Here is a 16,325-nt window from a genome sequence, read left to right as displayed (position 1 = left end):
TTCCGATCCACGTGTATCAGTCCCTCTTGTCTAGATCCGCTGCAGACCGGCGAGCACCGTCTCCAGCAGCCACCGGTCGGCGATCTTCTCCTGCGCCGGCGAGCCGATGTCCAGAAACCCCTGCTCGTGTAGCACGTCGACCATCACCTTGGTGATGGTCAGCGGGCGGTGCAGGTAGGCGCCGATCTCGGCGATGGAGATCCAGCCGTTGCACTGGTGGAGGATGTCCCGGTACTCCAGCTCCAACCGGCTCGGGTCGGCCGGCAGGGCGATCACCTGGGTGGCCAGGTCCAGGCTGGTGTTCCGGGGGCTGGTCCGGCCGTTGACCAGAATGTAGAGCGGCACGAGCCGGCCGGCCTCCGCCTCGTCGTCACCATCCCACACGTCGTACGTCATAGCTTCGATCCTGGTCGATCGACGAGGGTGCCGCTGTCCAGTCTGGCCTCCGAGCCGAGGTAGTCGCCGATCCGGGTCACCAGGCGGCTCATCTCGTAGGCGACGGTGCCCATGTCGACGGACTGCTCGCAGAGCACCGCCAGTCGTGCGTTCTGGCCGGCGGCGGCGACGAACAGCGTCCGCCCCTCGTACTCGATGATCACCTGTTGCACCGGGCCGCTGTCGAAACGCCGGCCCATCCCCGCGGCGATGCTGTGCAGGGACGACGCGCCGGCGGCCAGCAGCTCCCCGGCGTCCTGCGGGAGCGACGTGGATTTCTGCACGATCAACCCGTCGGTGGACAGGACAACCGCGTAGACAACGTCAGGGACCTCCACCAGATCGTCGAGGATCCAGGTCAGATCGTTCTGCGATGCCGAGTGGGTCATACTTTCCTGCCTTGGTCGTCTCTGCTGGCTGAGTCCCCGTTTTTCGCCGCCCGGCCAGCGGCCCAGGCCCGTTGGTACTTGGTGAACCGGTCCCGGGCCTCCTCGGGGGAGCGGGCGGTCGTCGCCACGTCCGGCTTCTGGCCGGTCAGACCGTCCTCCCGCAGCTCGGGGGCGAGGTGTTGCTGCGGCCGGCGGTGCGGCAGTGGCGGCCGGTCGGCGACCTGGGGGGCGGACGAGCCGCCCCGGACCGCGCCGCGCTGTGCCGGAACGTCGGTCATGGTGCCCCCGGTGCGCTCAGCCCGCCGATCGCCGGCCGGGTCGGCCGCCGCCCGGACCGATCCGCCCGCCGCCGCCATCGCGGCGGGCCGCGCACCGGCGGCGGGGTGCAGCTCCCGCCGGCCGTTGCCGGCCGGCAGCACCGCGCCGAGACCGGGGCGCGACATCGCCGTGGCGACGGCACCGAGCGGCACGCCGCCCGGGTCGGTGCGGTCCAGGTCGGCGGTGAACGGGTCACTGGCGATCACGCGGTCGGGCAGCAGCACGATCGCCAACAGGCCGCCGTACGCCGAGGCGCGCAGGCTGACCTGGATGCCGTCCCGCTTGGCCAGCTCGGCCACCACGTGCAGGCCGACCTGGGCACCGTCCTTGAGCGCCGTCACGTCCGGGGTGGGTGCGGTGGCGAGCAGCTCGTTCGCCTGCTCCAGCGCGTCGGCCCGCATACCGACACCGGCGTCCTCGATCTCCACCGCGATGCCGCGCTTGACCTCGATGCAGGTGACCCAGACCGTGGTCTCCGGCGGGGAGAACGTCAGCGCGTTGTCCAGCAGCTCGGCCACCAGGTGGACGGTGCCGGCCACCGCCGGACCGACGACCGCCACGTCGGGCGCGCTGCGCAACGTGATGCGCTGGTACTGCTGGGCCTCCGCGAAGGCCGCCAGCAGCACCCGGCGTACCGGCACCGGGTTCTGGAAGCGCCGGCCGATCTGGCCGCCGGCCAGGATGACGAGGTTCTCCAGGAAGCGGCGGGTCTGGGTGAGCTGGTGGTTGATGTCGAAGAGCTCCGCCAGCAGCTTCTCGTCCCCGATCCGGTTCTGCAGGTCCTCGATGACCTTCAGGCCGCGTTGCAGGGGGCGCTGCGGGCGGCGCGCGACGCCCATCAGCATCGCGATGCCCGCCGCCCGGGTCTTCGCCTCGTCGACGGCCGCGCCCGCCGCGGCCTGCAACGAGCGGTTGATGACCTCGGCGACCCGGCCGATCTCGTCGCTGCCGTACTCGGGCAGGGGTAGTTCGGCGGCCAGGTCGACCTTTTCCCGGCGGCGGAGCCGGTCCATCATGGCCGGTAGTTTCTGGTCGACCACCGCCTCGGCGTCGCGGCCCAGCTGGGCGAGGCGGACCGACAGCGCCCGGTCGACCAGGATCTGCGACTGGCGGATCGCCCAGATGATCGCGGCGATGACGACGAGCAGCGCGACCAGACTGCCCAGGGAGGCGGTCAGCAGCTGGGTGTTGCCGGTGCGCAGCGTGCGGGCCGAGACCTCGTCGGCCTGGACGATCGTCAGATTGATCAGGTCGTCGGAGACCTGCCGGGTGAGGGTTTCCCACTGGGTCCGGTTGAACGACAGCGCACGGGGTGCGCCGGAGCGCCACGGCCCGTTGCTGACCAGGGCCTTCTCCGCCGCGACCAGCTCCCGCCAGGCGCTGCTCGCGGTGATCGCGGCGAAGCGCTCGCGGGCCTCCGGCTCCAGGTGCGGCGCGACGTTGCTCAGGCCGGCGTGGTACGCCCCCACCAGGCTCACGAAATCGAGATGGTCCTCCGGGCTGAGCGTACGGGCACCGAACGCGCCGTCGATGGTGGAGCCGGCGCGGGACATCAGGTCACTGGCGCGGAACGCCTCGGTCGCCGCGATGCCCCCCTGTGCGGCGGTGACGTCGGGGACGATTCTCGCCTGGGTGTCGAACAGGCCGGTGGCGGCGTCGAGCAGCCGGTTGTAGAAGTCGTAGACACCCGAGCCGTCGGCCGACCGGGAGTCGATGGTGCTCCGCACGCTCGGCAGCTCGTCCAGCAGGCCGGCCAGGGTCTTCCACCGCGACACGATCGAGTCCGGGGCGTTGGCCAGCGCGGAGTCGGCGACCGGCCGGAGGGCGGCCACCCGCTGGTCGGTCTGCTGCCGTTGCTGGATCAACCGGCCCAGGTCCCGGGAGGGCTGGGTCAGGTAGCTGACGCTCAACCGCCGCTCCTGCTGGATCGAGGAGAGCGCCGAGACGGCCGGGATCGACACCTGCCGGACGCTGTTGGCGACCTGACGGTTGTAGAAACCCTGGAAGATGAGATAGCCGGAGGCGACGAGCCAGACGACCAGGGCGACGACACTGGGAATGAGCACCAGCCTGATCACGCGGCGTTTGATTGACTGCGGTCGACCGGAACGCCCACCCGGAGTCGTCGGTGGGGCCTGATCGTCTGAGGCGCGGCGCGGGTCTTCGCGGTCGGCCTGTTTGTGCGCCAAGTCGTCGTATCCAATCCTGGTCAAGCCTAAGACACCAGACGTCGGCGCCACTGGCCGACGCCGATGTGTGCCAACCTTACCGTCTGTCCGGTCCCGCGCTCGGCCGCGATTCGCCGACAGTGGACGGTCGCGCCCCGCCGTGCAGGTCAGCGATCGATTCGGGAGTTGACCGACACGCCCGGTGGCGGAACCGTCCCGCCCGCCGGCCGGCCGGTGCCCCGACCCGCCGGGGAGTCGGCGGTCGACGCCGGGCGCGGGGCGGCCGGACGCCCTCCCGCCGGCCCCCACTCAACCCATGGCGGTGTACTGCGGTGGCAGCCGCAGTTCGAATTCGATCGTCTGGACCTGGTGTTTCGGGGTCACCGCGATCGGTTCGGGCCGCCCGGTCCGGTAGCCCTGGGCGAAGTCGACGTCCCAGCTGCGCAGCAGTTCGAGCGTCCCCTCGTCCTGCACGTACTCGGCGGCGACGTGGATGCCGAGGGTGTGGCACAGCTCGGTCAGTTTCGACACGACCGCCTGGTCGGCCGGCGAATGACAGAGGTTGACGACGAACATTCCATCGATTTTCACCAGGTCCACCGGGAGGTATTTCACATGGGTGAGTGCACCGTATCCGGTGCCGAAGTCGTCGAGCGCCAGGTGGCAGCCGGTCTGTCGGATCCCGGTGGCGAAGGCCAGGGCCTCGTTGCGGTTCTCGATGAGGGCGGTTTCGGTGATCTCAAAGGTCAGGCACTCCGGCTTGACCCGGTGCCGACGGATCGCCTCGTTCACAAAATCGAGCAGCCCCGGATCGGCGAGTGACTTTCCGGAAACATTGATCTGGTAATGGGAGGTCTGGGCACCACGGCCGATCAGCGCCAGCGCGTGGTCGATGACCCACTTGTCCACGGCGAGGATCTCACCGACGCGTTCGGCCATGTCGGGGAACGCCCAGGGCGCGGTCGGCTCCCCGATGTCGTTGCGCACCCGGAGCAGGATCTCGTGCCGGGTGACCTGGTTGAGACGCAGGTCGACGATGGGCTGGGCATAGAGGGTGAAGCTGTCGGTCGACACCGCGCGGCGTACCCGGGAACGGCACCGGGCGGTCCGGTCGGCGGCGTCGACCGGTTGGTCGAGGACCACGACCGGGGTGCCGCTCCGGCGGGCGTCCCGGGCCCGGGTCCTTGCGGCAACTCTCTGCTGATGATGATTACTCTCGGTCATATGCATGTCACCTCTCCGGGGTGCCCGTGGGGGGCGCCGCCGTGGCTGATTCCCACCCGTCCCGGGTACGGGGAAACCGGCAGGGGGCCGCCGGCGTCCAGACGGTGCCGGGGCACGATCACCGCCGGCACGAGGACACAGTGGACGACGCCGCGCACCCGCGCGGGAAGGTGGATGGAGCACAGCATGGTGAAGGTGAAGTGGGTTACCCCGGTGGCGGTCCTGGCGTGCCTCGGCACACTGGTTGCCTGCGGGGACGGTGCCGGGGAACCCACCGACGCCGCGTCCGGGACCGGCACGCCGTCGGCCACCGCGACCCCCTCCGGCACGACGCCCGCCGCCCCGGCGACGTCCCCGGCGACAACGGCTCCGCCGTCCGGACCCACCGGGAAGCCGTCGGCCACCACCGGGGCGGCCGCCCCGGTGCTGTCCGGCAAGCGGGAGGTCACCATCGTCCGGGTGCAGTCGACCGAGTCCGGCGTGTCGATGGACGGCGGCACCCTGGTCGAGGTCGACGACGACAGTGGACGTCAACTGTTCGTGCCGACGCCGACCGGGGCCGGCACGTACCTGATCAAGTCGTACGGCAAGCGGGACAACCACCCCGCCAGCGACGACCCGGCCTGCTGGCAGGTGCTCAACCCGGGTGACGGCGGGCCGCTCACCGTCGAGGGGGCGGTCTGCGACGCCCGCAAGCGGACCCAGCAGTTCACCATCGCCAGCAAGGGCAAGGGGGCGTACGCGATCAGCAACTCGTCCGCGTTCCTCCAGTTCTCGCCCAGCCGGGGCCTGATCCTGGAGGAGCTGGGCGACGCGCCGCTGCGGAGCACGTTCCGCCTCGTCGACAACGGCCCGGCCCGTACCCCGGCGGGTGGCTGACCCCCGACCGACGGCCGACGCCGGCCCGCCACCCACCACCGGCAGCCGACGCTGGCCCCCGCCCGACGCTGGCCCCCGCCCGACGCTGGCCCCCGCCCGACGCCGGCCCCCGCCCGACGCCGGCCCCCGCCCGGCACCGGGTGGGGGCCGGTCGTCGGTAGGGGGTTGGAGCCGGGCGCAGCGGGTACCGCAGGCGGCATGCGGATCGTGATCGTGGGGGCCAGCGGCAACGTGGGCACGGCGGTGCTGCGGCGGCTGGGCAGGGAGCCGGGGCTCGACCTGGTCGGCGTCGCCCGCCGGCTGCCCGGCCCGGACGCCGGCCCGCCGTACGACGGGGTGCGGTGGCACTCCTGCGACATCGGGGCGCCCGGCGCGGTCGACACCCTCACCGCGATCTTCGCGGGGGCCGACGCGGTGGTGCACCTGGGCTGGCAGATCCAGCCCAGCCACGACCAGCGCACCCTGCACCGGACCAACGTCGGCGGCAGCCGCGCGGTGACCGAGGCCACCGTCCGGGCCGGGGTGCCCGCCCTGGTGTACGCCTCGTCGGTCGGCACCTACGCACCCGGTCCGAAGGACCACCCGGTCAGCGAGCGGTGGCCGGCGACCGGGGTGCCCGGCTCCTCGTACAGCCGGGACAAGGCCGAGGTCGAGGCGATGCTCGACACCGTCGAGGCCGACCACCCGCAGCTCCGGGTGGTCCGGCTGCGCCCCGGGCTGATCTTCCAGCGGGACGCGGGCACCGAGATCACCCGGTACTTCCTCGGGCCGCTGGCCCCGGTGCGCCTGCTGCGGCACGGGCGGATTCCGCTCGTACCGGCCAACCGCCGGCTGCGGATGCAGGCGGTGCACGCCGACGACGTGGCCGACGCGTACGCGCGGGCGGTCCTCGGTGACGCGCGCGGCGCGTTCAACGTCGCCGCGGACCCGGTGCTGACCCCGGAGCTGGTGGCCCGGCACTTCCACGGCTGGACGGTGCCGGTGGCCGCCCCGGCGCTGCGGGCCGCCGCCGCGCTGACCTGGCGGCTGCGGCTGCAACCGGTGGACGCGGGCTGGGTCGAGCTGGGGCTCGCCGCGCCGCTGATGTCCAGCGCGCGGGCCGAGACCGAACTCGGCTGGCAGCCGCAGGTCGACGCGGTGACCGCGCTGCGGGAGCTGTTCGCCGGGATGGCCCACGGCGCGCACACCGGCGGCCCGCCGATGTCCGGCGACGCCGACCTGCCCGGCCGCCCCGCCGGCCTGCTCCGGGGCCGGGTGCCAGGCCAGGGCGACCCCTACTGACCGGCGACACCCCACCCCCACCCCCACCCCGGCCCCCGCCCGGCCCCCACCCGGCCCCCACCCCCACCCCGGCCCCCGCCCGGCCCCCACCCGGCCCCCACCCCCCGCCCGGCCCTGCCCGGCCCCCGCCCCGCCGGCCCCCGCCCCGCCCTGAACCGCCCGGGTCGTGCGTGCCCGGCAAGGTCACGCTCGATCCTGGTTGTAGTGGCATCCGCGGGGAAGGACACCACTACAACCAGGATCGAGCACGATCTTTCCTTGCGGGGACGCGGGGCAGGGGAGGGACGGGGCAGGGGGCCGGGCGGGGCGGGGGCCGGGCGGGGGCCGGGCTTGGGCCGGGGGCCGGGCGGGGCGGGGGTGCGGGTGGGGGTGCTTGTGTGGACTGGGTGTGAGGTGGGGTGTGGGTGGTCAGGTGTGGGAGAGCGCGAACGCGGTAAGGAACCCGAGGACGGTGATCAGGCCGACCAGCAGGTGGGCGTCCTCGAACGCCTCCGGCACCATGGTGTCGGTGATCATCGCGAGGATCGCCCCGGCGGCCAGCGCGGTGATGGTGGCCAGCACCTCCGGCGGCGCACCGCCCAGCAGGGTGTGACCCAGCAGCGCGGCCAGCCCACTGACCAGGGTGATCGCCGTCCACAGGGTGAAGACGTACCGGCGGGAGCGGCCCGCCCGGCGCATCCCGGCGGCGCTCGACAGCCCCTCGGGCACGTTGCTGAGGAAGACCGCGACTACGGTGACCAGGCTCACCGGGCCGCCGGTCAGCAGGCTCGCGCCGATCACCACCGACTCGGGTACGCCGTCCAGCAGCGCGCCCACCGCGATGGCCGACCCGGAGCCGGGACGTTCCTGTTCGGAGGGTTGCTCCCCGCCGGACCGCTTCCGGTGCCGGGCACCCCGTCGGGCGAGGAGCAGGTTCGCCCCGGTGTACGCCAGCGCCCCGCCCGTCGCCCCGAGCGCGGTCGGCAGCAGACCGCCCTGCTCGTGCGCCTCGGCGATCAGCTCGAACGACACCGCGGAGAGCAGCACCCCGGCACCGAACGCCATGATCGACGCGACGATCCTGCGGGGCACCCTGGCGAAGAACCCGACGGCCGCCCCGACCAGCAGGGCGGAACCGGCCAACAGGCCCCACGCCCCGGCTTGCAACCACTCCGGCATTCCGGGGAGGGTACCCAGCCCCGTCCCGCGCCAACCGGCCCCGGCCCACCGCCGACGTCCGGCCGGGCCGGCCGCGCCGGCCTCCGACCGCGCCGGGTGGCCGCGCCTACTCCCGACCGCGCCGGCCTCCGACCGCGTCGGGTGGCCGGTGCCGGCCCGGTCAGAAGTCGGCGAACAGGTAGGGCAGCGCCCGGGGGAAGAGGCGGCGCAGCTCGGCCGCCGCCTCCGGGCCGACCTCGCCCAGCCCGCGCAGGTGCACCTCGGCCGGGTCGAGCACCCCGTACACCAGCGCGGAGAGCCCGGCGGCGGTGAGCGTGGCCGTCGGCGTGCGGCTCCCCCCGGCCACCTCCGACCGGCCGCCGGCGGTCGCCTCCAGCCGGCCGTCGGTGCCGTCGAGCAGGTGGGTGCCGCCCAGCCAACGGTCGTCGACCAGGTCCACCCGGACCCGGCCGGCTCCGGCCGGCAACCCGACCAGGGCGTCCATGTTCAGCAGCCGGGCCATCGGCGCCGACGAGCCGGGCCGGGCCACCCGGGCCTCCACGTGCACGGCCAGATCGGTCAGCCACAGCTCGGGCAGCTCGTCGGCCGGGATCCGGAGGCTGATCCGCTCCACCTGGTCGACGTGCCGGGCGAGGAACTGCAACAGCAGGGCGCGGGCGTACGGGTCGGCGGCGAGCAGGTCGTCCCCGACCAGCTCGCCACCGTGGTCGTCGATCCGGTACGTCAACGCCCCGACCACGCTGCCGTCGACCGTCGCGGTGACCAGCCAGCGGTCGTCGCGGTCCCGCAGGCCGACGTCGCGGAAGTCGGGGAAGATCGAGAAGCCGTGCCGCTCCCGCAGACACCGTTCGGTGAACGACCGGTAGCGGGCGTAGCCGACGCCGATCGACTCCCAGTCCACCGTGCCGGGCAGCTCGGTGCGCAGCAGCGAGGCCAGGTCGGCCGGGGAGAACCGGACGGTACGCGCCCGGGGCAGCCCCACGTAGCCGAAGCGCTCGTAGAAGCTGGCCCGGAACGGGTACAGCGCGCTCACCGGGTGCCCGCCGTCGCGCATCTCGTCGAGCAGCTGGCACAGCAGGGCGCGGACGTACCCCTGCCGGCGGGCCAGCGGGTGGGTGGCGATCCCGGCCACCCCGGCCATCGGCAGCACCGCGCCGCGCAGGTTCTGCCGCATCGGCACCGCGCTGGCGGTGGCCCGCGCCTCGCCGCCCTCCTCGACCACCAGCGTCCGGTTGCCCTTGTTGTACGGCAGGTAGCGGTGGAAGGCGTCGCCCCGCTCCCGGCTCAGCGGGCTCGCCTCGAAGGCGTACGCCTGGAGCGGGAAGCTGGTGGTCAGTCGTTCCTCGGCGGCCAGGCGACGGATGAGCATCCGTCCATCCCAACCCGGCCGGCGGTCCGCCGCAACCTGGTCGGCCGGTTCAGCTCCCGGTCACGTCGGAGACCACCACGGTGACGTTGTCCGGTGCGCCGGCCTGGTGGGCCAGCTTCACCAGCTGCTCGCCGCAGTGCTGCCGGTCCGGGTAGCTGACCAGCGCACCGTGGATCGCCGCGTCGGCCACGTAGTCGGAGAGCCCGTCGCTGCACAGCAGCACCCGGTCCCCGGAGAACACGGTCAGCACGCCGATCGCGGGGGGCGCGTCCGCGCCCTGCACGGCCCGGGTCACCAGGGAGCGCTGCGGGTGGTGGCGGGCCTGGTCGGGGGAGAGCGCACCCTGGTCGACCAGCGCCTGGACGAAGGTGTCGTCCCGGGTGAGCTGGGTCAGCTCGCCGTCGCGCAGCAGATAGCAGCGGGAGTCGCCGACCTGGGCGAGGACCAGGGTGTCCCCGGCGAGCAGGGCGGCGGTCAGCGTCGTACCCATGCCCTCGCGGGCCGGGTCGGCGGAGATGGCGGCGCGGATGCGGCGGTTGGCGGTGGAGACCACGGCCCGCAACGCCTCGGCGGCCTCGTCGGTGCCGGTGGGCGGGACCAGCTCGTCCAGGATGCGGATGACGATCTCGCTGGCCACCTCGCCGGCGGGGAGCCCGCCCATGCCGTCCGCCACCGCGACCAGGCGTTCACCGGCGAGGGCGGAGTCCTCGTTGTTGGTGCGGACCAGGCCGACGTCGTTGATGATGGCCGAGCGGAGGATCAGCGTCATACGACCAGCTTGCCGGATACACCCTCCCTCCGTCTCTACGCACTAGTACGTAGGGTGGGAGAAATGATCCCGGTGTCGATGGTGGGTCGCGTCGGAGAGCTGGCGGAGCTCGACCGGGCGTGGTCCACCGTGGCCGGAAAGGGTCGGCCGTCACCCGCCGTCACGGTGATCACCGGAGCCGCCGGGGTGGGCAAGAGTCTGCTGGTCGCGGCGGCTGTCGAAGGACTACACCCCCGACCCGCGGTGGTCCTCGCCGGCACGGCGCGGGTGCACGATCCGGCCCCCTACGACTGGCTGGCGGCGGTGCTCAGCGGCCGTGACGTCGGCGCGCTCGACCTGCCGTCCGACGCGCTGGCCTGGCTGGCCCAGCAGCCGACCGCGCCGCGCGAGCGGTACGCCCCCGGCACGCTGCTCCGGCTCGCGGTGCGTACCGTCCGGCTGCTGGTGGGGGCCGGTCCGGCCGTGCTGGTGGTGGAGGACCTGCACGACCTCGACCCGGCCAGCCTCAACCTGGTCGTCGAGCTGGCCACCGCGCCGCGGCTGCCGGCGCTGCTGGTGGTGGCGAGCCGGCCGCCGGCCGACGCGGTGGCCCCGGAGCTCACCCGCCGCGTCCTGGCCCGGCTGTGCGGGGTACGCGGCGCGGTGCGCCAGCACCTCGGCCCGCTCGACGTCGCCGAGGTGGCCGAGATCCTCACCCAGGTGTACGGCGGCGGCCCGCCCCCGGCCGGGGTGTGCGCCGCCGTCCGGCAACGCACCGGCGGCAACCCGTACGCGCTCACCGAGTTGCTGGCCGAGCACGCGGGGCAGGGCCTGGCGGCGCTGGTCCGGGAGCCGTCGCCGGAGCACCCGCGGCTGCCGGCCCCCCGGGGCGGGCTGCCCGACGTCGAGCTGACCGGCCGGGAGGTGGACGTGCTGGACTGCCTGGTCGCCGGGATGTCCAACAAGCAGGTCGCGCGGGCGTTGGGCATCTCGGTCCGGACGGTGACCGTGCACGTGTCGAACCTGCTGCGCAAGACCGGCTCGGCGTCGCGGACCGAGGCGGCGCTCTGGGCGGTGCAGCACCGGGTGCCCGACGCGGGTCAGCTCCGGGGGTAGCGCACCAGCAGGCTGGCGGCCACCTCCTCGTCGCCGAGGGCGGCGTAGCCGTGCGGGACGTCGGATGTCCAGCGCAGGTGGCCACCGGCGGCGGCGGTCAGCGGGGCGTCGACCGGGCCGGCGCGCAGCACCCCGGCGAAGACGGTGACGTGTTCGGTGACGCCGGGCCGGTGGGCGGGGGAGACCTGCTCACCGCCGGGGCGGACCCGCAGCCGGTACAGCTCGTAGCTGGCATCGGTGTCGGTGAACGACTCGAGCAGGGTGGCGACGACGGTGGCGCCCTGGACGGTCGGGGCGTCGGCCGGCCCGGCGAGCACGGCCGCCAACGGCACGCCGAGCTGGGCGGTGATCGCGTAGAGCGTCTCCAGGGTCGGGTTGCGGGTGCCGTTCTCCAGCGCCGAGAGGGTGGCCTTCCCGACCCCGGCGGTACGGGCCAGCGCGGAGAGCGAGACCCCACGCTCGGTACGCAGTGCGCGGAGCCGCCGGCCGACCGCCCCGGTGTCGGCGTCGGCGTCGAGCGCGGGACGGCGGGCTGGGCGGGGCCGGGTCATGCCGCTATGGTGCTACACGGCCACCGTTCCGTAAACGGAACGCGGGTCGGCGTGGCCGGGGTGTGTCCGGGTGCGGCCACCCCGGTCGACCTTCGGGTCGTCGGCGGCGCGGGGCGCGCGAGGGGAGGATCGGGTGGGGGATCGGCTGCAACCGGTGCTGGCCGGGGTGGTGACCGCCGTGGTCGGCTTCGCCAGCTCATTCACCGTGGTGCTGGCCGGGCTGCGGGCGGTCGGCGCCAGCGAGGCGCAGGCCGCCTCCGGGCTGCTCACGGTGAGCGTCGCCGCCGGCATCTGCGCGACCTGGCTCGGGTTACGGCACCGGATGCCGATCTCCATCGCCTGGTCCACGCCGGGGGCTGCGCTGCTGGTCGCCACCGGGCCGGTCGCCGGCGGTTGGCCGGCAGCGGTGGGGGCCTTCCTGCTGTGCGGGCTGCTCATCGTCGCCGCCGGCCTCTTCCCCGCCCTGGGTCGGGCGGTGGCCGCCATCCCCGCCCCGGTGGCGGCGGCGATGCTGGCCGGGGTGCTGCTGCCGCTGTGCACCGCACCGGTACGCGCGCTGGTCGAGGTGCCGGTGCTGGCCGCGCCGGTGATCGTCACCTGGCTGGTGCTGCACCGGTTCGCCCGCCGCTGGGCGGTGCCGGCCGCGCTGGTGGCGGCCACGGTGGCGATCGCGCTGACCACCTCGGGGGTGGGGCTGGGCGTCGCCGACCTGCGCCCGGTGGTGTCGCCGACCGTGCCGACGTTCACCCTGCCCGCGCTGGTCGGCCTGGCGGTGCCGCTGTTCCTGGTCACCATGGCCGCGCAGAACGTGCCCGGCACGGCGGTGCTGCGCGGCTACGGTTACCGGCCGCCGCTCGCCCCCGCACTGCGCGCCACCGGGCTGGCCAGTACGCTCGGCGCCGCCACCGGCGGGCACGCGGTCAACCTCGCCGCGATCACCGCCGCCCTCGCCGCCGGCCCGGACGCCCACCCCGATCCGGACCGGCGCTGGATCGCCTCGGTGACGGCCGGCGTCGGTCTGGCGCTGCTCGGGCTCGGGGCCGGCGCGGCGACCACCCTGGTGCTGCTCTCCCCGCCGGTGCTCATCGAGGCGGTCGCCGGGCTCGCGCTGCTCGGCGCGTTGGCCGGCGCCCTCTCCTCGGCCCTCTCCACCGCCCCGCCGCCCGATCCCGTCCCGCCGGCCGCTCCTGCCCCGGCCCCCGCGGCCTCGTCGGGTGGTCCCGATCCGCGGAGCCGGGAGGCCGCGGTGGTCACCTTCGTGGTCACCGCCTCGGGGGTGAGCCTGCTCGGCGTGGGCGGAGCGTTCTGGGGACTGCTCGCCGGCTGGCTGATGCTGCTGCTCTTCCGCCCCCGCCGGCCCGCCCCCTGACCGCAGGGGCGGGTCACTCCTCCGGCGGTAGATCGCCGACGGGGACGCTGAGGCGTACCCGGTCGTCGGTGACCGTGGCGATCTGGTCGGCCAGCACGTACACCGCCCCGGTGCGGGCCAGCTCGGTGGAGACCTTGAGATAGCCGGTGCGCAGCAGCCGGGCGGCGAGGTCGGCCGGGACGTCCGGCTCCTCGACGGCCACCGACGCGATCAGCTCGTCCAGGCTGCCGCCGGGATCGGGGGTCGCCGCCTGCACGGTCACCGCGTTCGGGTCACCCCGTTGGACGAGGTCGACCGTGCCGATCTCGACGCCGACCGTGTCGACCACCCGCATGCCGGTGGTGACCCGGGAGATGACCGCCTGTTCCGCCATGCCCTGTTGCTCCATCCAGGGGCGGTTCCCGGCCCCGCCGGCCGCTAAACCGCCGGCCCCCAGGCGCTGGGCGGACGCGGGGACAGCTCCCGCCAGGTGTCCACCCCCTCCAGCAGGGCGCGGACGGTCTCCTCGGCCTCGTCCGCGCTGCCGTACTCGTAGAACCGGGAGACGCCCTCCGCGCCGCCGGCCCGCTGCTCGACGTGCCACCGGTCGGCGTCGACCCGGAGGAACACGTCCCGTCGGGCCAGTCGTCCCCATTTGCCGTTCCACCAGTGCCTACGCTGCTCCATGGCGGGACTCTATCGAACATGTGTACGACAAAAGTCGGCCCCCGCGGGAATTCCGCAGGGGCCGATGTGCGCCGGTCGGTCAGCGCGTGGCGGGCGGCTCCGGGTGGCGGCCCAGCACGTCGTCGAGCGCGCCGCGCTGCCCCGGGGTGGCGTGGCCGCCGGCCAGCAGCGCGTCCCGGATCTCGGTGAGCAGCTTGACCTCCTCGCTCGGCGCGGCCGGCGGCGGCTCCTCGCCCCGCTTGCGCCGCTCGGCGAGCCGGTTCATCGGGTAGACGACCAGGAAGTACAGCGCCGCCGCCGTCAGCGCGAAGGTGATCGCCGCGTTGACGAAGGCCACCCAGTCGAACGGGACGCCCCGGAACGTCGGCGTCGAGCCGCTGAGGCCGTTCTTGTTGCCGGTGATCAGCACGATCATGACCCGGACCAGTGGTTCGAGGAACGACTTGGTCAGCTGGGTGACCACGCCCGTGAACGCGGCGCCGATGACGACACCGACCGCCAGGTCGACGACGTTGCCGCGCATGATGAAGTCTTTGAAGCCCTTGAGCATCCCGCTACTCCCGTGCCGTTCGGTTCTCCGTCGGGGACAACCTATGCCCCGGACGGGGGCTCCAGAAAAGCACCGGCCTCGATCGCCGCCCGTCCCGGATCGCCGTCCCGGATCGCCGCCACCAGCCGGCCGTGGTCGACGTACCGCTGGGGTCGCAGGGTGTCGCCGATGGCGTGCGCGACGGTGCTGCGCAGGGCCGCGCCGACCGAGGCGTACAGCTCGGCCAGCATGCCGTTGTGGGCGGCGGCGACCACCGCCGTGTGCAGCGCGACGTCCGCCTCCACGAACTCGCCGACCCGGCCCGACCGCCAGGCGGCCTCCCGGGCGGCGAGCGCGCTGTCGAGCGCCACCAGGTCCTCCGGGGTACGCCGCAGCGCGGCCAACCGGGCCGCCTCGACCTCGAATGCCCGGCGGACCTCGACCACCTCGGCCATCCGGTCGTCGGTGAGCCGGCGGGCCACCACCGGGGCCAACTCGTCGGTCGACACCACGTACGTCCCGGAGCCCTGCCGGCACTCCAGGACCCCGGCGTGCACCAGCGCCCGGACGGCCTCGCGGACGGTGTTCCGCCCCACCCCGAGCGCCGTCACCAGCTGCGGCTCGGTGGGGATCCGCCCGCCGACCGGCCACTCGCCGCCGAGGATCCGGCTCCGGAGCTGCTCGATGGTCTGCTGCACCCGTTGACCGCGCGGGGGCACGGCCGGGGAATCCACCGCTGGGGAATCCACTGACGGTGTCACCGGTTACACCAGCTGCCGAAATTCATCCCATGATTGTAGGTTCGAGGTCATGACCCCGCCAACCGCCAGCGTCGAGGCCACCGCCACCGGCCGGAACGACACCACCGTCGGCGCGGGCGGCACCGCCGAGCCACCCGCACCGGGCGTCCACCGGCCGACCCACCGTGCCCCGTCGCCGGTCACCGGTGGCGCGCTGGTGCTGGTCGGGATGCTGCTGGTCGCGCTCAACCTGCGGGCGGCGGTGACCAGCCTGGGCGCCCTGCTCGACGAGGTACGCACCGGCCTCGGTCTCTCCGGCACGATGGCCGGACTCGTCACCACGCTGCCCACCATCGCCTTCGCCGGTCTCGGCGCGCTCACCCCGTGGCTGATCCGCCGCTGGCCGGCGGCCCGGGTGCTGGTGGTGGCGATGCTTGCCCTCACCGTCGGTCAGGTGCTCCGGGTGGTCACCGACTCGGCGGCGGTCTTCGTGCTCACCAGCGCGCTGGCCCTGGCCGGCATCGCGGTGGCGAACATCCTGCTGCCGATGCTGGTCAAGCAGCACTTCCCGCACCGGACCGGGCTGGTCACCGGGGCGTACACGATGGCCCTGACGGCGGGCACGACGGTGGCCGCGGCCGCCGCCGTGCCGGTGGCGCACGCCTTCGGGTCCTGGCGGGCCGGGCTCGGGGTGTGGGCGGCGCTGGCGGCGCTGGCCGTACTCCCGTGGGTGCCGCTGGCACTGCGGACGCGGGCCGCCCGACGGGCCACCACCGCGGCGGTCCCGGCGGCGCGCTCCCGGGTCCGACCAGCCCGCACCCGGCTCGGCTGGGCGATGGCGGTCTACTTCGGCGCGCAGTCGCTCAGCGGGTACGCCATCATGGGCTGGCTGGCCCAGCTCTTCCGGGACGCCGGCTTCCGGGCGGAGACCGCCGGACTGCTGCTCGCCGGGGTCACCGCGCTCGGCGTGCCGGTCGCCCTGCTGATGCCCACGCTGGCCGGTCGGCTGCGCACCCTGCGCCCGCTGGTGTTCGGGCTGACCGCGTTCTCCGCCGCGGCCTACCTGGGGCTGGCGTTCGCCCCCCGCGACGGGGCGGTGCTGTGGATCCTGCTACTCGCCTTCGGTCAGGGCGCGTTCCCGCTGATCCTGACCACCATCGGCCTGCGTGCCCGGACCGCCGACGGGACGGTGGCGCTGTCCGCGTTCGCGCAGAGCACCGGTTACGTGATCGCCGCGCTCGGTCCGCTGCTCGTCGGCGTGCTCTACGAGGCGACCGGTGGGTGGACGGCGCCGATGGGCTTCCTGCTCGCCGCGCTCGCGGTGCAGACGACTGCGGGCATGGTGATCGCCCGTCCCCGGTTCATCGAGGACGAGCGGTGAGCGA

At 74.1% G+C, this 16,325-nt stretch carries 17 protein-coding genes; 5 read left to right on the top strand and 12 right to left on the bottom strand.

All coding sequences use genetic code 11. The features are described 5' to 3' along the window. Nucleotides 1–30: 30 nt before the first annotated feature. From GA0070623_RS16955 to GA0070623_RS16940, 4 genes are all read right to left on the bottom strand, one after another. Nucleotides 31–396: a DUF742 domain-containing protein gene (locus GA0070623_RS16955; RefSeq protein WP_067310453.1), complete on the bottom strand. Its 366-nt coding sequence runs from the start codon at nucleotides 394–396 to the stop codon at nucleotides 31–33. Beyond that, entirely contained in the window at nucleotides 393–824 is a 432-nt protein-coding gene (locus GA0070623_RS16950) for a roadblock/LC7 domain-containing protein (protein WP_067310456.1), read from the bottom strand. Before GA0070623_RS16950 ends, GA0070623_RS16955 begins: the two co-directional genes overlap by 4 nt. Then, nucleotides 821–3,208, bottom strand: coding sequence for a sensor histidine kinase (locus GA0070623_RS16945; RefSeq protein WP_067310475.1), 2,388 nt, complete (start codon nucleotides 3,206–3,208; stop codon nucleotides 821–823). Before GA0070623_RS16945 ends, GA0070623_RS16950 begins: the two co-directional genes overlap by 4 nt. 411 nt (nucleotides 3,209–3,619) lie before the next feature. Then, nucleotides 3,620–4,540: an EAL domain-containing protein gene (locus tag GA0070623_RS16940; RefSeq protein ID WP_084261395.1), complete on the bottom strand. Its 921-nt coding sequence runs from the start codon at nucleotides 4,538–4,540 to the stop codon at nucleotides 3,620–3,622. Nucleotides 4,541–4,720: 180 nt separating this feature from the next. Here GA0070623_RS16940 and GA0070623_RS16935 point away from each other — a divergent pair, with 180 nt between their 5' ends. Beyond that, a complete protein-coding gene (locus tag GA0070623_RS16935) occupies nucleotides 4,721–5,413 on the top strand; it encodes a hypothetical protein (RefSeq protein ID WP_231932412.1) in 693 nt (230 codons plus the stop codon). Between the two features lie 198 nt (nucleotides 5,414–5,611). Beyond that, on the top strand, nucleotides 5,612–6,694 hold the full coding sequence (locus GA0070623_RS16930; RefSeq protein WP_067315924.1) for an NAD-dependent epimerase/dehydratase family protein: 1,083 nt from the start codon (nucleotides 5,612–5,614) through the stop codon (nucleotides 6,692–6,694). A 408-nt stretch (nucleotides 6,695–7,102) separates the two neighbouring features. Here the strand turns inward: GA0070623_RS16930 and GA0070623_RS16925 are convergent, their stop codons facing one another. From GA0070623_RS16925 to GA0070623_RS16915, 3 genes are all read right to left on the bottom strand, one after another. Then, the gene (locus GA0070623_RS16925; RefSeq protein WP_067310179.1) at nucleotides 7,103–7,852 is read right to left on the bottom strand and encodes a ZIP family metal transporter; all 750 of its coding nucleotides are present in this window, start codon (nucleotides 7,850–7,852) and stop codon (nucleotides 7,103–7,105) included. A gap of 160 nt (nucleotides 7,853–8,012) precedes the next feature. Continuing rightward, nucleotides 8,013–9,221 (bottom strand): GNAT family N-acetyltransferase, encoded by a 1,209-nt coding sequence (locus GA0070623_RS16920; protein WP_067310175.1) that lies wholly within the window; start codon nucleotides 9,219–9,221, stop codon nucleotides 8,013–8,015. 49 nt (nucleotides 9,222–9,270) lie between these two features. Further along, entirely contained in the window at nucleotides 9,271–9,990 is a 720-nt protein-coding gene (locus tag GA0070623_RS16915; RefSeq protein ID WP_067310170.1) for a PP2C family protein-serine/threonine phosphatase, read from the bottom strand. A 63-nt stretch (nucleotides 9,991–10,053) separates the two neighbouring features. Between GA0070623_RS16915 and GA0070623_RS16910 the strand changes: the two genes are divergently transcribed. Further along, a complete protein-coding gene (locus GA0070623_RS16910; protein ID WP_067310168.1) occupies nucleotides 10,054–11,085 on the top strand; it encodes a helix-turn-helix domain-containing protein in 1,032 nt (343 codons plus the stop codon). On the opposite strand, the gene GA0070623_RS16905 is transcribed toward GA0070623_RS16910, so the two are convergent. Then, nucleotides 11,070–11,636, bottom strand: a complete 567-nt coding sequence (locus tag GA0070623_RS16905; protein WP_067310164.1) for a helix-turn-helix domain-containing protein — start codon at nucleotides 11,634–11,636, stop codon at nucleotides 11,070–11,072. The genes GA0070623_RS16910 and GA0070623_RS16905 overlap by 16 nt on opposite strands. A gap of 133 nt (nucleotides 11,637–11,769) precedes the next feature. Here GA0070623_RS16905 and GA0070623_RS16900 point away from each other — a divergent pair, with 133 nt between their 5' ends. Continuing rightward, nucleotides 11,770–13,005 (top strand): benzoate/H(+) symporter BenE family transporter, encoded by a 1,236-nt coding sequence (locus tag GA0070623_RS16900; protein WP_067310159.1) that lies wholly within the window; start codon nucleotides 11,770–11,772, stop codon nucleotides 13,003–13,005. A 13-nt stretch (nucleotides 13,006–13,018) separates the two neighbouring features. On the opposite strand, the gene GA0070623_RS16895 is transcribed toward GA0070623_RS16900, so the two are convergent. The 4 genes from GA0070623_RS16895 to GA0070623_RS16880 all read right to left on the bottom strand — a co-directional run bounded on the left by GA0070623_RS16895 (nucleotide 13,019) and on the right by GA0070623_RS16880 (nucleotide 14,934). Next, the gene (locus tag GA0070623_RS16895) at nucleotides 13,019–13,378 is read right to left on the bottom strand and encodes a hypothetical protein (protein ID WP_067310190.1); all 360 of its coding nucleotides are present in this window, start codon (nucleotides 13,376–13,378) and stop codon (nucleotides 13,019–13,021) included. Between the two features lie 44 nt (nucleotides 13,379–13,422). Further along, nucleotides 13,423–13,671: a hypothetical protein gene (locus GA0070623_RS16890; RefSeq protein WP_067310156.1), complete on the bottom strand. Its 249-nt coding sequence runs from the start codon at nucleotides 13,669–13,671 to the stop codon at nucleotides 13,423–13,425. A gap of 79 nt (nucleotides 13,672–13,750) precedes the next feature. After that, a complete protein-coding gene (mscL, locus tag GA0070623_RS16885; protein ID WP_067310153.1) occupies nucleotides 13,751–14,221 on the bottom strand; it encodes a large conductance mechanosensitive channel protein MscL in 471 nt (156 codons plus the stop codon). A 41-nt stretch (nucleotides 14,222–14,262) separates the two neighbouring features. Further along, complete coding sequence (locus GA0070623_RS16880; protein WP_407937937.1) at nucleotides 14,263–14,934, bottom strand: FadR/GntR family transcriptional regulator; 672 nt, start codon at nucleotides 14,932–14,934, stop codon at nucleotides 14,263–14,265. Between the two features lie 235 nt (nucleotides 14,935–15,169). On the opposite strand from GA0070623_RS16880, the gene GA0070623_RS16875 reads away from it, so the two are divergent. Next, nucleotides 15,170–16,321 carry an MFS transporter gene (locus tag GA0070623_RS16875; RefSeq protein WP_231932842.1) on the top strand — a complete coding sequence of 384 codons (1,152 nt, stop codon included), beginning with the start codon at nucleotides 15,170–15,172 and terminating at the stop codon, nucleotides 16,319–16,321. Nucleotides 16,322–16,325: the final 4 nt, after the last annotated feature.

The organism is Micromonospora rifamycinica (genome assembly GCF_900090265.1).
In the GTDB taxonomy this organism is placed as follows: Bacteria; Actinomycetota; Actinomycetes; order Mycobacteriales; family Micromonosporaceae; genus Micromonospora; species Micromonospora rifamycinica.
The sequence above is the reverse complement of the archived record's forward strand: the minus strand, read 5'-3'. Positions and strand labels throughout refer to the sequence as shown.